Annotated in this window: 13 protein-coding genes; 7 read left to right on the forward strand and 6 right to left on the reverse strand. The window is 73.2% G+C overall.

The window, feature by feature from the left end; all coding sequences use genetic code 11:
- The 3 genes from ABL57_RS01755 to ABL57_RS01765 form a co-directional block, all read left to right on the forward strand.
- A partial coding sequence (locus ABL57_RS01755) for a class F sortase (protein ID WP_203225535.1) occupies positions 1-665 on the forward strand: 665 nt, incomplete at its 5' end.
- Between the two features lie 127 nt (positions 666-792).
- The gene (locus ABL57_RS01760; RefSeq protein ID WP_047801733.1) at positions 793-1,356 is read left to right on the forward strand and encodes an RNA polymerase sigma factor; all 564 of its coding nucleotides are present in this window, start codon (positions 793-795) and stop codon (positions 1,354-1,356) included.
- The gene (locus ABL57_RS01765; protein WP_047801725.1) at positions 1,340-2,140 is read left to right on the forward strand and encodes an anti-sigma factor; all 801 of its coding nucleotides are present in this window, start codon (positions 1,340-1,342) and stop codon (positions 2,138-2,140) included. Before ABL57_RS01760 ends, ABL57_RS01765 begins: the two co-directional genes overlap by 17 nt.
- Before the next feature lie 19 nt (positions 2,141-2,159).
- On the opposite strand, the gene cls is transcribed toward ABL57_RS01765, so the two are convergent.
- The 5 genes from cls to purS all read right to left on the reverse strand — a co-directional run bounded on the left by cls (position 2,160) and on the right by purS (position 7,665).
- Positions 2,160-3,653 (reverse strand): cardiolipin synthase, encoded by a 1,494-nt coding sequence (gene cls / locus ABL57_RS01770; protein ID WP_238985949.1) that lies wholly within the window; start codon positions 3,651-3,653, stop codon positions 2,160-2,162.
- Positions 3,654-3,690: 37 nt separating this feature from the next.
- On the reverse strand, positions 3,691-4,209 hold the full coding sequence (locus ABL57_RS01775) for a GNAT family N-acetyltransferase (RefSeq protein ID WP_047801726.1): 519 nt from the start codon (positions 4,207-4,209) through the stop codon (positions 3,691-3,693).
- 92 nt (positions 4,210-4,301) lie between these two features.
- Positions 4,302-6,599, reverse strand: coding sequence for a phosphoribosylformylglycinamidine synthase subunit PurL (gene purL, locus ABL57_RS01780; RefSeq protein WP_047801727.1), 2,298 nt, complete (start codon positions 6,597-6,599; stop codon positions 4,302-4,304).
- Between the two features lie 17 nt (positions 6,600-6,616).
- Positions 6,617-7,405, reverse strand: coding sequence for a phosphoribosylformylglycinamidine synthase subunit PurQ (purQ, locus tag ABL57_RS01785; protein ID WP_047801728.1), 789 nt, complete (start codon positions 7,403-7,405; stop codon positions 6,617-6,619).
- 2 nt (positions 7,406-7,407) lie between these two features.
- A complete protein-coding gene (gene purS / locus ABL57_RS01790; protein ID WP_047801729.1) occupies positions 7,408-7,665 on the reverse strand; it encodes a phosphoribosylformylglycinamidine synthase subunit PurS in 258 nt (85 codons plus the stop codon).
- Positions 7,666-7,850: 185 nt separating this feature from the next.
- Between purS and ABL57_RS01795 the strand changes: the two genes are divergently transcribed.
- From ABL57_RS01795 to ABL57_RS01805, 3 genes are all read left to right on the forward strand, one after another.
- Positions 7,851-8,369 carry a hypothetical protein gene (locus tag ABL57_RS01795; protein ID WP_053004686.1) on the forward strand — a complete coding sequence of 173 codons (519 nt, stop codon included), beginning with the start codon at positions 7,851-7,853 and terminating at the stop codon, positions 8,367-8,369.
- 81 nt (positions 8,370-8,450) lie between these two features.
- Positions 8,451-9,290 (forward strand): SDR family oxidoreductase, encoded by an 840-nt coding sequence (locus tag ABL57_RS01800; protein ID WP_047801730.1) that lies wholly within the window; start codon positions 8,451-8,453, stop codon positions 9,288-9,290.
- A 20-nt stretch (positions 9,291-9,310) separates the two neighbouring features.
- On the forward strand, positions 9,311-11,104 hold the full coding sequence (locus ABL57_RS01805; protein ID WP_047801736.1) for a glycoside hydrolase family 15 protein: 1,794 nt from the start codon (positions 9,311-9,313) through the stop codon (positions 11,102-11,104).
- 47 nt (positions 11,105-11,151) lie between these two features.
- On the opposite strand, the gene ABL57_RS01810 is transcribed toward ABL57_RS01805, so the two are convergent.
- Positions 11,152-11,574, reverse strand: a complete 423-nt coding sequence (locus tag ABL57_RS01810; protein WP_047801731.1) for a CBS domain-containing protein — start codon at positions 11,572-11,574, stop codon at positions 11,152-11,154.
- Positions 11,575-11,724: 150 nt separating this feature from the next.
- On the opposite strand from ABL57_RS01810, the gene ABL57_RS01815 reads away from it, so the two are divergent.
- Positions 11,725-12,165, forward strand: a 441-nt coding sequence (locus tag ABL57_RS01815) for a helix-turn-helix domain-containing protein (RefSeq protein WP_053004687.1), incomplete at its 3' end; no start/stop codon positions are given.

The following is a 12,165-nucleotide window of genomic DNA, read 5'->3' on the forward strand; positions in this document are numbered from 1 at the left end:
GCGGGCCCCCGGCGGCGGGTCCCTGGACGTCCCCGGTGCCCGCCGCCCCGGCGGAGGGCACCGGGAACGGCGCCGCGGGCAGCACCGCGGAGGGCACGGCGGAGGCGCAGGACGCAGCGGCGGGCCGGGCGCAGGACCCGGCGCCGGCGGACACGGCCCCCGACCGGATCCCCGACCGGGTACCCGTCGCCCCCGCCACCCAGGCGCCCGGCCCGGAGGTCCCCGCCCCCGTGCGGGTGGTGGTGGCCGGCTCGCCGATCGACATGCCCGTGGTCCCGGTGGGGATCGAGGACAACGGCGCCATGACCATCCCGGACAACCACGTGGAGCTGGGCTGGTACCGGTACGGGCCGGCCCCCGGCTCGGAGGAGGGCGCCGCGGTCGTCGCCGGGCACGTCGACACCCTCACCGAGGTCACGCCGATGGCGCGGCTGAAGGACGTGCCGGTCGGGGCAGAGATCAGGGTGGAGCGCGCGGACGGCAGCGTCCAGCGCTACCGCACCGAGTCCGTCCGGCACATCCACAAGCAGTCCCTCGCGGACGCGGACCTGTTCCGCCGCACCGGCGAGCCCGTGCTCCACCTCGTGACCTGCGGCGGGGAGTGGCTCGAGGACATCGGGGACTACGAGGACAACGTGGTGCTGAGAGCGGTCCCGGTGCCCTGAGGGGCGGGAGGATGCGGTGTCCATGACCGGATGGCCGGTGTCCACTAGGCTGGGCAGGACGCAGACGCCCGGGGCGCACCCGGTCGCCCGCCACCACGACCTCCGGCCCACGAGGAGCCCTTCGACGATGCCGCCGCCGCCCCCGGACTGGGGACCCGAGCTCGACGCCGCGTTCGCCGCGGGGGACGAGCAGGCGCTCAGCGCGGCCTACCGGCACTGCGCGGGCGTCATCCGGGGCCTCGCCGTCCGGGCCCTGCGGGACGACACGGCGGCGGACGACGTCGTTCAGGAGGTCTTCATCCGGGCGTGGAAGTATCGGTCCGGCTACCGCCCCGAGCAGTCCTCGACCCCCGCGTGGCTGATCGGCATCGCACGCAACTGCATCGCCGACGCAGCCCGGACCGCCGGCCGGGAGGCCGAGCGCCGGCAGGCGGACGCCGTCCGGTCGGACCGGGAGCCGCGGCACGAGGAGTCGGACCTGCTCGTGGACCGGCTCGTGGTGCGGGCGGAGGTCGAGCGGCTGGGCCCGCCCCGGTCGACGATCATGGCGCTGGCGTTCTACGAGGAGCTGACGCACCAGCAGATCGCGCAGCACCTGGACCTGCCGCTCGGCACGGTCAAGAGTCATCTGAGGCGCGGCCTCATCAACCTGCGGACACGATTGGGAGACGGTCATGGCACACCTGAGTGAGGAGTCGCTGGTGCTCCTGGCTCTGGGTGAGGCCGGGGACCTGCAGGTCCAGGAGCACCTCGCCGGGTGCCGGGAGTGCGCCACGGAGCTCGAGAGCCTCGGACACGTGGTGCGGGTCGCGCGCGCCGACCTGCCCGCCCCGGCGGCGCCGGGGCCGGAGGTCTGGGCCGCCGTCCATGCCGAGCTGGGCCTCTCCGACGCGGTCGCGGCGGATCCGCTCGCCGGGTCCGCGGACCGCGGCCGGGTGCGCGACGGGGACGACGCCGCAGGCGGCGGGGACACCCCGTCCGCCGACGACGACGGGGCTCGCGGCGGGGCGACCGTCGTGGACCTCGCGGACCGCCGCCGGCGCGGGGTGCCCTATCCGCTGGCCGCCGCCGCGGCCGCGGCGGCGCTGCTCGTGGGCGGTCTCTCGGTCTGGGGGGCGCAGCGGCTGGGCCTGGAGCCGGAGCCCACGGTGCTGGCCACCGCCGAGCTCGAGCCCCTGGCCGGCTACACCGCCCGCGGCTCGGCCGAGGTGGACGAGCTGCCGGACGGGACCCGCCAGCTGGTGGTGCGCACCGACCCGGCCGACGTGGACGGCTTCAAGGAGGTCTGGCTGCTCGCGCCCGACGCCCAGCGGATGGTGAGCCTGGGCGTGATGGCCGGGGACGAGGCCGTGTTCGTGCTGCCCGCGAACCTGGACGTGGGGGAGTTCCCCGTCGTGGACGTCTCGAACGAGCCGATCGACGGGGACCCGACGCACTCGGGGGACTCGATCGTGCGGGGCGCCCTGCAGGCCTGAGCCGGATCACGCCCTCCGGTCAGAGCAGCGCCGAGGTCAGCCGGGCCACGTTGTCCGCGTACTTGTGCCACAGCGGCCGCCGCTTCCACTCCTCGAAGTCCAGCAGTGTGCTGGCCTCGTGGAACTCGGCGACCACCGCGTCCATCCGCCGCCGGAACTCGCGGTCCACGATGTACACGGACACCTCCAGGTCCAGGGCGAACGAACGTTCGTCCATGTTGGAGGAGCCGATCACCGACACGTAGTCGTCCACGAGCACGAACTTGGCGTGCAGGACCGTGGGGGAGCGGTAGCGGTAGATCTTCACCCCCGCCTCGACCAGCTCCTGGTAGTAGGAGTTCTGGGCGTGGTAGGCGAGGAAGTGGTCGGAGGTCTCGCCCACGAACAGCTGCACGTCCACCCCGGACTGGGCCTCGGTGGTCAGCGCGTGCATCAGCGACTCGTCCGGGACGAAGTAGGGGCTCGCGATGGCGATCCGCTCGTTGGCGTTGTAGATCAGGTGGTTGAACAGGCGCAGGTTGTTCTCCGTCTCGAACCCCGGCCCGGAGGGCAGCACCTGGGCGAAGACGGGCCCCTCGACGTCGGGCACCTCGCCGGTGACCTCGTCGAGCAGGAGGTCGCCGGTCTCGGAGTACCAGTCGCTCGTGAACAGCGCGTTGAGCTCGGCCACCACCGGGCCCGCGCACCGGATCATGAGGTCCTTCCACTCCAGGCCCTTCCGCAGGTTCTTCCGCTTGTTGTAGGAGCGGTGGATGACGTTCTGCGACCCGGTGAAGGCCAGGCTCCCGTCGACCACCAGGATCTTGCGGTGGTTGCGCAGGTCGGGCCGCTGCCACTCGCCCTTCCACGGCCGCACGGGGAGCATGCGCCGCCAGGGGAGACCGGAGCGGTCGAAGTGCCGGACGAGCTCCCGGTAGCCCGGATAGCCCACCGAGCCGAGGTGGTCGACCAGCACACGGACCCGCACCCCGCGCTCGTGCGCGCGGACCAGGGCGTCCAGGAGCACCCGGGACGTGTCGTCGACGGCCACGATGTAGAACTCGAAGTGGACGTAGTCCTCGGCCCGGTCCACCGCCTCCGCCATGACCCGCAGGCACTCGTGGTTGTCCGTGAGGATCTCGAAGGAGTTGCCGCCGACCATGGGCAGCGCCCCGAGGCTGTAGTTCAGCGCCGCGGTGGACTCGATCCAGTCCGGCAGCTGCTCGTGGGCGTTGCCGAGGATGTGCGCGTCCGGGGTGTTCTCCCGGATGACGTCGTTCATCTTCGCCTGCATCGCCATCCGCTTCCGGGGCAGCCGCGCCGAGCCGATCACGAGGAAGAGGAGCACCCCCACGATGGGCTGCAGGAAGATCGCCAGCAGCCAGGCCAGCGCCACCGAGGGCCGGCGGTTGTGCGGGATCCAGCCCAGCGCCACGAGCCGCAGGATCCAGTCGAGCACCACCACGACCACGAGGATCGACTCGGGCACGCCGTCCAGGGGCAGCAGGTCGTACGGGAGCAGGCGGAGGTCCACCGTGCCAGCCTATCGGCGCGGTGCGGCCGGCCGCCGCTCAGGCCGGGCGCGGCAGGACGTAGTCGATCTCCGGCCCCGGGCCCTCCCGCCGGAGGAAGCCCGCCGCCACCAGCACCTGGGCGGCCGGGGCGTTCCCCTCGGGCACGCTCGCCCGCACCGCGGTCACGGAGGGGTCCGCGAACGCGACTCCCAGCAACGCCGCGATCGCCTCCCGCGCGTAGCCCTGGTTCCGGCGGTCGGCGGTCAGGGAGCCCACGACCTCCAGCTCCGCGTCGATCGGCGGGCCCACGAAGCCGGCGGCGCCCACGACCTGCCCGCTCGCCTTCTCGAGGACGGCCAGCGGGGCGTAGACGGACTCCGTGGAGAAGTAGCCCCCGGCGAGCAGGGACTCGCGGGCGAAGTCCCTGTCCTCGGGCCCGGGGAACCCCGCGGCGAAGTGCTCCACCGCCTCGCCCGCGGCCACGGCCTCGAGCTCCCCGGCGGTGAACGGGCGGAGCAGGAGCCGGTCGGTCTCCAGGGCGGGTGCGGGACGCAGGGCCTCGAGGTCCTCGGTCATGCTGGTGCTGCTTTCTGCGTGCGCGGGTCGTGCGGCAACGGTGCCGAGGATCCGAGGATACCCGCGCCGGGCGGCGCGGGTATCCCCGCGGATCAGGCGAAGTACCTCGGCAGGGTGCCCTCGTGGGCCGCGCGGAGCTCCTCCAGGCCGATCCCGAACTCGCCCTGCACGTCCAGGGTGCGGTTCTCGGCGTCCACCACGCCGATCCGCTCGTGCGGGTAGGCGCGCATGGTGCACATGTCCTTGAACCGGACCTCCTCGCTGCGGGGCACGGCCACCACGGCGCGGCCCTGCGTCTCGGAGAAGAGCATGGTGAACAGGTCCACGCCGTCGCGCTCGCACACCTCGCCCAGGCCGATGCGCGCGCCGACGCCGAAGCGCAGCGCCATCTCGGCCAGGGTCGCGGCCAGACCGCCCTCGGCGACGTCGTGGGCGGCGTCGACCATGCCGTCCCGGGACATGTTGATCAGCAGGTCGCCGAGCAGCTTCTCCCGGGCCAGGTCCACGGCCGGGGGGAGCCCGCCGAGGTGGCCGCGCAGGTTCGCCCACTCGGAGCCGTCCAGCTCGTCGCGGGTGGTGCCGAGCAGGTAGATCGCCTGGCCGTCCTCGCGCCAGCCCGAGGGGGTGCGGCGGCGGACGTCGTCGAGCACGCCCAGCATCGCGACCACCGGGGTCGGGTGGATGGCCACGCCGCCGGTCTGGTTGTACAGGGACACGTTGCCCCCGGTGACCGGCACGCCGAGCTCCCGGCAGCCGTCCGCCAGCCCGCGCACGGCCTCCGCGAACTGCCACATGGTCTCCGGGTCCTCGGGGGAGCCGAAGTTCAGGCAGTCGGAGACGGCTGCGGGGCGGGCGCCGGAGGTGGCCACGTTGCGGTAGGCCTCGGCCAGAGCCAGCTGCGCGCCCGCGTACGGGTCCAGGTAGGCGTAGCGGCCGTTGCAGTCCGTGGACAGGGCCACTCCGAGGCCGGTCTCCTCGTCGACGCGGACCACTCCGGCGTCGTCGGGCATGGCCATGGCGGTGTTGCCCTGCACGTAGCGGTCGTACTGGTCCGTCACCCAGTCCTTGGCGCACAGGTTGGGCGAGGCCATGAGCTCCAGGACGGCGTGCTTCAGCTCCGCGCCCGAGGGCCGGGAGGCGTCGGCGGGGGAGCCGCTGAAGTGCTCGGCCTGGAGCCGGTCCTGGTCCGCGGGGCGGTGGTAGGGGCGCTCGTAGACGGGGCCCTCGTGGGCGACGGTGCGCGGGTCGACGTCGACGATGACCTCGCCGTCCCACTCGATCACGAGCCGGCCGGTGTCGGTGACCTCGCCGATCCACGAGTGCTCGATGTCCCACTTGGCCATGACGGCCTCGAAGTCGGCGACCCGCTCCGGGGTCACGACCGCCATCATGCGCTCCTGCGACTCGGACATCAGGATCTCGCCCGGGGTGAGGGTGGGGTCGCGCAGCAGCACCGCGGTGAGGTCCACGTGCATGCCACCCTCGCCGTTGGAGGCCAGCTCCGAGGTGGCGCAGGAGATGCCCGCCGCGCCGAGGTCCTGGATGCCCTCCACCAGGGAGCCCTTGAACAGCTCGAGGCAGCACTCGATGAGCACCTTCTCCGCGAAGGGGTCGCCCACCTGCACGGCCGGCCGCTTGGACGGCTTGGCGTCGTCGAAGGACTCCGAAGCGAGCACGGAGGCCCCGCCGATGCCGTCGCCGCCGGTGCGGGCGCCGAAGAGGACCACCTTGTTGCCCACGCCGGAGGCGTTCGCCAGGCGGATGTCCTCGTGGCGCATCACGCCCACGGCCAGCGCGTTGACCAGCGGGTTGCCCTGGTAGACGGAGTCGAAGACGACCTCGCCGCCGATGTTGGGCAGGCCCAGGGAGTTGCCGTAGCCGCCGACGCCGGCGACGACGCCGTGCACCACGCGGGCGGTGTCCGGGTGGTCGATCGCCCCGAAGCGCAGCGGGTCCATCACGGCCACCGGGCGGGCGCCCATCGAGATGATGTCGCGCACGATCCCGCCCACGCCGGTGGCGGCGCCCTGGTAGGGCTCCACGTAGGACGGGTGGTTGTGGGACTCGATCTTGAAGGTCACGGCCCAGCCGTCCCCGAGGTCGGTGACACCGGCGTTCTCGCCGATGCCGACCATCAGGTCCTTCGTCATCTCCTCGGTGACCTTCTCGCCGAACTGGCGCAGGTGGACCTTGGAGGACTTGTAGGAGCAGTGCTCGGACCACATGACCGAGTACATGGCCAGCTCCGCGGCGGTGGGACGGCGGCCGAGGATCCTCTTGATCTCCTCGAACTCGTTGTCCTTGAGGCCCAGCTCGGCCCAGGGCAGCTCGGTGTCGGGGGTGCCCGCCGCGTGCTCGACGGTGTCCAGGTTGAAGTGCTTCTCGCTCATGGAGTGCTCGGTGTCCCTTACTTGACCAGTGCCTTGAGGGCGGAGACGAACAGGCCCAGCCCGTCCGTGCCGTCGCGCATGCCGACCTCGCCGGCGGCGGAGGAGTCCGCGCCGAAGCCGGGCTCCACCGCGTGCTCGGGGTGGGGCATGAGGCCCACCACGTTGCCGCGGTCGTTGCAGATCCCGGCGATGTCCCGGCGGGAGCCGTTGGGATTGACGCCGACGTAGCGGAAGACCACGCGGCCCTCGGCCTCGAGGGCGTCGAGGGTGCGCTCGTCCGCCACGTACTGCCCGTCCTGGTTCTTCAGCGGGACCACGATCTCCTGGCCCTGCTCGAACTCGGTGGTCCACACGGTGGCGCTGTTCTCCACGCGCAGGCGCTGGTCCCGGCACAGGAACTTCAGGTGGTCGTTCTTGACCATGGAGCCCGGCAGCAGGTGGGACTCGGTGAGGACCTGGAAGCCGTTGCAGATGCCCAGGACCGGCAGCGGGGCGGAGCCCGAGGTGCCCGTGGCGGTCGCGCCGTCGATGATCCGGCCCATCAGCGGGGCGAACCGGGCGATCGCCCCGGCCCGCAGGTAGTCCCCGTAGGAGAAGCCGCCGGGCAGGACGACGGCGTCGACGCCCTGCAGGTCCTCGTCGGCGTACCACAGGGGAACGGGGGTGCCGCCGGCGAGCATCACGGCCCGCGCGGCGTCGCGGTCGTCGAGGGTGCCCGGGAAGGTGACGACCCCGATCCGGGCGTCCGCGAGCGCGGCGTCCGGTGCGGGGCTGGAGAGGTCCGCGATCAGCGGGGTCTCGGCCATGCTCAGCGCTCCTCGTCCAGGACGGCCACCCGCACGACGTCCTCGATCACGGGGTTGGACAGCAGCTTCTCGGCCGCCTCGCGCGCCTGGGCCAGCACGTCCTCGGTGGCCTCGCCGTCGACGGTCAGCTCGAAGCGCTTGCCCTGGCGCACGCCGGCGAACCGGTCCAGCCCGATCCGCGGCAGCTCGTTGGCGATCGCCTTCCCCTGCGGGTCGAGGATCTCGGGCTTGGGCATGACGTCGACAACAATGCGGGCCATCGGGGAACTCCTGAGGGTCGTGCAGCGGGCCGGGATCCGGCGAACGGTGACCATCCTATCGTTCCGCCGCCCGCCGGGGTGTCCCGGAGCGGCCGGTGCCGCCGGGTGTGGTAGGCGCCACGCCGGGCGGGTTCCGGTGCGGTCTCCAGGGCGGTTCCAAGCTGCGTGCGGTAGACCGTGGTCCCATGAGGAGCACGAGCCGCACGCCCCGCACCGCGGGCGCCGGTCCCGACGACGCCCGGCTGGTCCCGTTCTACCGCCGGGTCCTGACGCTGCTGGGGATCGGCACCGTCCTCGGCGCGCTGACCGAGCTGGCCATGCTGCGGCACTGGCAGGGGCCCGCCCAGCTGGTCCCGTGGGCGGTCCTGACGGTGCTGCTGCTCGCCGCCGCGGCGTGGCTGGTGCGGCGCAGCGCCGGGACCGCCCGCACCGTGCAGGTCGCCGCCGCGGTCTCCGTGCTGGGCGCCGCCTACGGCGTCTACGAGCACGTCCTGGCGAACCTGCGGGCCGGGCCGCTGGACCCGCGGTACGCCGAGCTCTGGGAGTCGATGTCCGGGGCGGCCCGGCTGTGGCTGGCGTCCAGCGGGGCGGTCGGGCCGTCTCCCGTGCTCGTGCCCGGGACGATGGGCCTGGCCGGGGTGCTGCTCTGGCTCGCCGTCCTCCGCTGGCGCCCCGCGGTCGACGGCCCGGAGCTGAGCGCCTAAAGTGGTCAGGGTGCTGAGCATCGGGGTGTCCCGGTGGCCGGCGCCCGCACCGTCCGGACCCCATCTCGGAAGGACCACGTCATGAGCCAGCCAGAACAGCAGCAGGACGTCCCCGGCGACCAGTCGGAGATGACCCCCGTCCCGGACTGCGGTGAGCACAGCTACCGCGGCTCCGGCAAGCTCACGGGCAAGGCCGCGATCATCACCGGCGGCGACAGCGGCATCGGCCGCGCCGCGGCCATCGCCTACGCCCGGGAGGGCGCGGACGTCCTCGTCGCCTACCTCGAGGAGGACGACGACGCCCGGGACACCGCCCGCTGGATCGAGGAGGCCGGGCGCAGGGCCGTGCTGGTGCGCGGGGACCTCTCCGACCCGGCGCACTGCCGCAGCGTCGTGGACCGAGCCGTCCAGGAGTTCGGCAAGGTCGACGTGCTCGTCTCCAACGCCGCCTACCAGATGAGCCGCGAGAGCCTCGACGAGATCAGCGACGAGGAGTGGGACTACACCTTCCGGCTCAACGTCGGGGCGATGTTCCACCTGACCAAGGCCGCGGTGCCGCACATGGCCCCCGGCTCGGCGATCATCGGCAGCTCCTCGGTGCAGTCCGACCAGCCGTCCCCGCAGCTGGCGCCCTACGCCGCGACGAAGGCCGCGATCGCGAACTTCTCCGCCGGGCTGGCCCAGATGCTGGGCGAGAAGGGCATCCGCGTCAACAGCGTGGCCCCCGGGCCGATCTGGACGCCGCTCATCCCGGCGACCATGCCCCCGGAGAAGGTCGGCGCCTTCGGCGACGACGTCCCCCTGGGCCGGGCCGGGCAGCCCGCCGAGCTGGCGCCCGTCTACGTGCTGCTGGCCTCCGACGACGGCAGCTACATCTCCGGGTCCCGGGTCGCCGTGACCGGCGGCAAGCCGATCCTGTGACGGCCCGTCCACGGCCCGTCGTGGCACCGGGCGACCTGTCCCCCCGCCGGGACGGCTATGTGGAGCTGCGCTCCTACGCGGCCATCGGGGACGGCCGCACGGTCGCGATGGTGGCCCACGACGGGTCCGTGGACTGGTACCCGGTGCCCGACCTCGACTCCGCCCCCGCGTTCGCGCGCCTGCTCGACGCCGAGCACGGCGGGTGCGTGGAGCTGTCCCCGGCCGGTCCCTGCGAGATCGCGCGCAGCTACGTCCCCGGCACGAACGTGCTGCAGACCACCTACACGACCGGCACCGGGACGGTGCGGGTGACGGACTCCCTCAACGTCGGCTCCACCGGGCAGCTGCCGTGGAACGAACTGGCCCGCACGGTGGAGGGGGTCTCCGGGGAGGTGCCCATGACGTGGCGCGTGACCCCCGGCACCATGTTCAACACGGTCTCCCCGTGGATCCAGGACACCGAGCAGGGACCCGTCCTGCGGGTCGACGCGGTCTCGTTCGGGGTGCGCTCGGAGGCGCTGGGCGAGTGCGTGGTGGGCGGGCAGGAGATCTCCGGGCGCTTCGGCACGACCCCGGGCTCCCGGCACCTGCTCGCGGTCGTCTCGACGCACAGCGAGCCCCTGCGACTGCCCACCCCGGAGAGCATCCGCAAGAACGTGGACCTCACCCTGGACATGTGGCGGCGCTGGACCGACCTGCTGGAGTACGACGGGCCCTACCGGGCCGACGTGGAGCGCAGCGCCCTCACGCTGAAGATGCTCAGCCACGGGCCGTCCGGCTCGATCGCCGCCGCCGCCACCACCTCGCTGCCGGAGAACCGGGCGGGCACCAAGAACTACGACTACCGCTTCGCCTGGGTGCGAGACGCCGCCTACACCCTGCACGCGCTCCTGCGCCTGGGCGAGCAGGAGGACGTGCACGCCGCGGTGTCCTGGCTGCTGCGCCTGGCCCGGGCCCAGTCCCCGGAGCTGCACGTGCTCAACCGGCTCAACGGTGCGGTGCCCGGGGACGGGATGACCGTGTACGAAGCCCCGGGATGGCAGGGGGTGGGCCCCGTGGTGTCGGGCAACGCCGCCGCCGAGCAGCTGCAGCTGGGCGTCTACGGGGACCTCTTCGACATGGTGGACCTCTACGTGGGCGGCGGCAACGTGCTCGACGCGGCCACCGGGCGGATGCTCGCCGACGTGGCCGACCGGATCTGCGACCTGTGGCGCCGTCCCGACGCCGGGATGTGGGAGCTGCCCGAGCACCGCCACTACACGAGCTCGAAGATGGGCTGCTGGCACGGCCTTGACCGTGCGGTGCACCTGGCCGACGTCGGCCAGATCCCCGGCAGCGCCGACCGCTGGCGCGCGGAGCGGGACCGGATCGCCACGTGGATCGACGAGAACTGCTGGAACGACGCGCGCGGGGCCTACGTCTGGTACCCGGGCACGGACGAGCTCGACACCTCGGTGCTGCTGCACGCGATCAGCGGCCTGGACCGGGGGCCGCGGATGAGCTCCACCGTCGACGCGCTGCGGGAGGAGCTGGGCACCGGCCCCCTGCTGCACCGCTACAGCGGGATGCAGCACGAGGAGGGCGCCTTCGTCGCCTGCTCGTTCTGGGCCGTGGCGGCGCTCGCGCACGTGGGACGGCAGGACGAGGCCGTCGAGCTCATGGACGAGATGCTCGGCCGGGGCAACGACCTGGGGCTGTACACCGAGATGATCGACCCCGCGGACGACGCCTTCCTCGGCAACTTCCCGCAGGCCCTGAGCCACCTCGCGCTGCTGACGGCGGCCCTGACCCTGGAGGAAACGGGCCGGTCCTGAGCGGCGCCGCTCCCGCGACGCGGCCGGCGCCGGTCAGGACCCGGCCGTCAGTACCGGTCGGCGGAGACGAGCCGGACGAGCTCTCCGACCCGGTCCTCGGGCAGGGAACGGGCGATGTCCGCCTGGCTGAGCATCCCGATGAGCTCCTGCCCGTCGATCACCGGCAGGCGACGCACCTGGTGCTCCTGCATGGTCCGCACGGCCTCCTCGACGCTGTCGTCGGCGCCGATGGTCACGGGCTTGCCCTCGGCGAGCTCCCGGGCCCGGGCCGTCCGGGCGTCCCCACCGTCCGCGATGCAGCGCACGACGATGTCCCGGTCGGTCAGCACGCCGACCAGCCGGCCGTGCTCCCCGCAGACGGGCAGGGCACCGACGCCCAGGTCCTTCATCTTCCGCGCGGCCGCCTCGAGGGTCTCCCGCTCGCCGATGCACTCCGCACCGGGGGTCATGATCTCGCGTGCCTTCGTCATGGCTGCTCCTCCTGCTCGGTGGACGAGGACCGCCGTCGCGCCGGCGGTCCGTGGCACCAGGGTAGGAGCCGCGCCCGGGCCTGTCTGCCCCCCCGGGGGCGGATCCGGACCGGCGTCGTGGCGGGGCCGGCGGGCTGGAAGAATGGGGCCATGACCCAGCACCCTCCGACGACCACCCCCGGACTCGACGGCCGGGACGCCGAACGACTGGCGCAGGCCCTCGTGTCCCGGGACGTGACGGTCTTCGTGGACGGCACCTCCCTGCGCCTGCCGGAGGGAGCCCGCGACGCCGTCGTCGACCTCCTGTCCCGGCTCACCCGCGGGGAGTCCGTCACCGTGAGCTCCGCCCGGCAGCCGCCGACCGGCTCCGAGGAGCTGCTGACCACGTCCCAGGCGGCGGCGCTGGCCGGGATCTCCCACACCTACCTGCGCAACCTCACCAGCGAGGGGGTGATCCCGGTGCAGTACCGCGGCAGCCACCGCCGGATCCGCCGCTCGGACATCCAGACCTGGCTCGCCCGCCACGGCGACGACGCCGCCGACGCCGCCGACGCCGCGGCCGAGCTGCTGACCACGTCCCAGGCGGCGGCG

The organism is Kocuria sp. SM24M-10, from assembly GCF_001027955.1.
GTDB classification, from domain to species: domain Bacteria; phylum Actinomycetota; class Actinomycetes; order Actinomycetales; family Micrococcaceae; genus Kocuria; species Kocuria oceani.

What these genes read in the sequence shown, in the direction of transcription:
- ABL57_RS01760 (WP_047801733.1), top strand. Translation starts at nt 793, where the DNA reads ATGCCGCCGCCGCCCCCGGACTGGGGACCCGAGCTCGACGCCGCGTTC.
- ABL57_RS01765 (WP_047801725.1), top strand. Translation starts at nt 1,340, where the DNA reads ATGGCACACCTGAGTGAGGAGTCGCTGGTGCTCCTGGCTCTGGGTGAG.
- ABL57_RS01775 (WP_047801726.1), bottom strand. Translation starts at nt 4,209, where the DNA reads ATGACCGAGGACCTCGAGGCCCTGCGTCCCGCACCCGCCCTGGAGACC.
- purL (WP_047801727.1), bottom strand. Translation starts at nt 6,599, where the DNA reads ATGAGCGAGAAGCACTTCAACCTGGACACCGTCGAGCACGCGGCGGGC.
- purQ (WP_047801728.1), bottom strand. Translation starts at nt 7,405, where the DNA reads ATGGCCGAGACCCCGCTGATCGCGGACCTCTCCAGCCCCGCACCGGAC.
- purS (WP_047801729.1), bottom strand. Translation starts at nt 7,665, where the DNA reads ATGGCCCGCATTGTTGTCGACGTCATGCCCAAGCCCGAGATCCTCGAC.
- ABL57_RS01795 (WP_053004686.1), top strand. Translation starts at nt 7,851, where the DNA reads ATGAGGAGCACGAGCCGCACGCCCCGCACCGCGGGCGCCGGTCCCGAC.
- ABL57_RS01800 (WP_047801730.1), top strand. Translation starts at nt 8,451, where the DNA reads ATGAGCCAGCCAGAACAGCAGCAGGACGTCCCCGGCGACCAGTCGGAG.
- ABL57_RS01810 (WP_047801731.1), bottom strand. Translation starts at nt 11,574, where the DNA reads ATGACGAAGGCACGCGAGATCATGACCCCCGGTGCGGAGTGCATCGGC.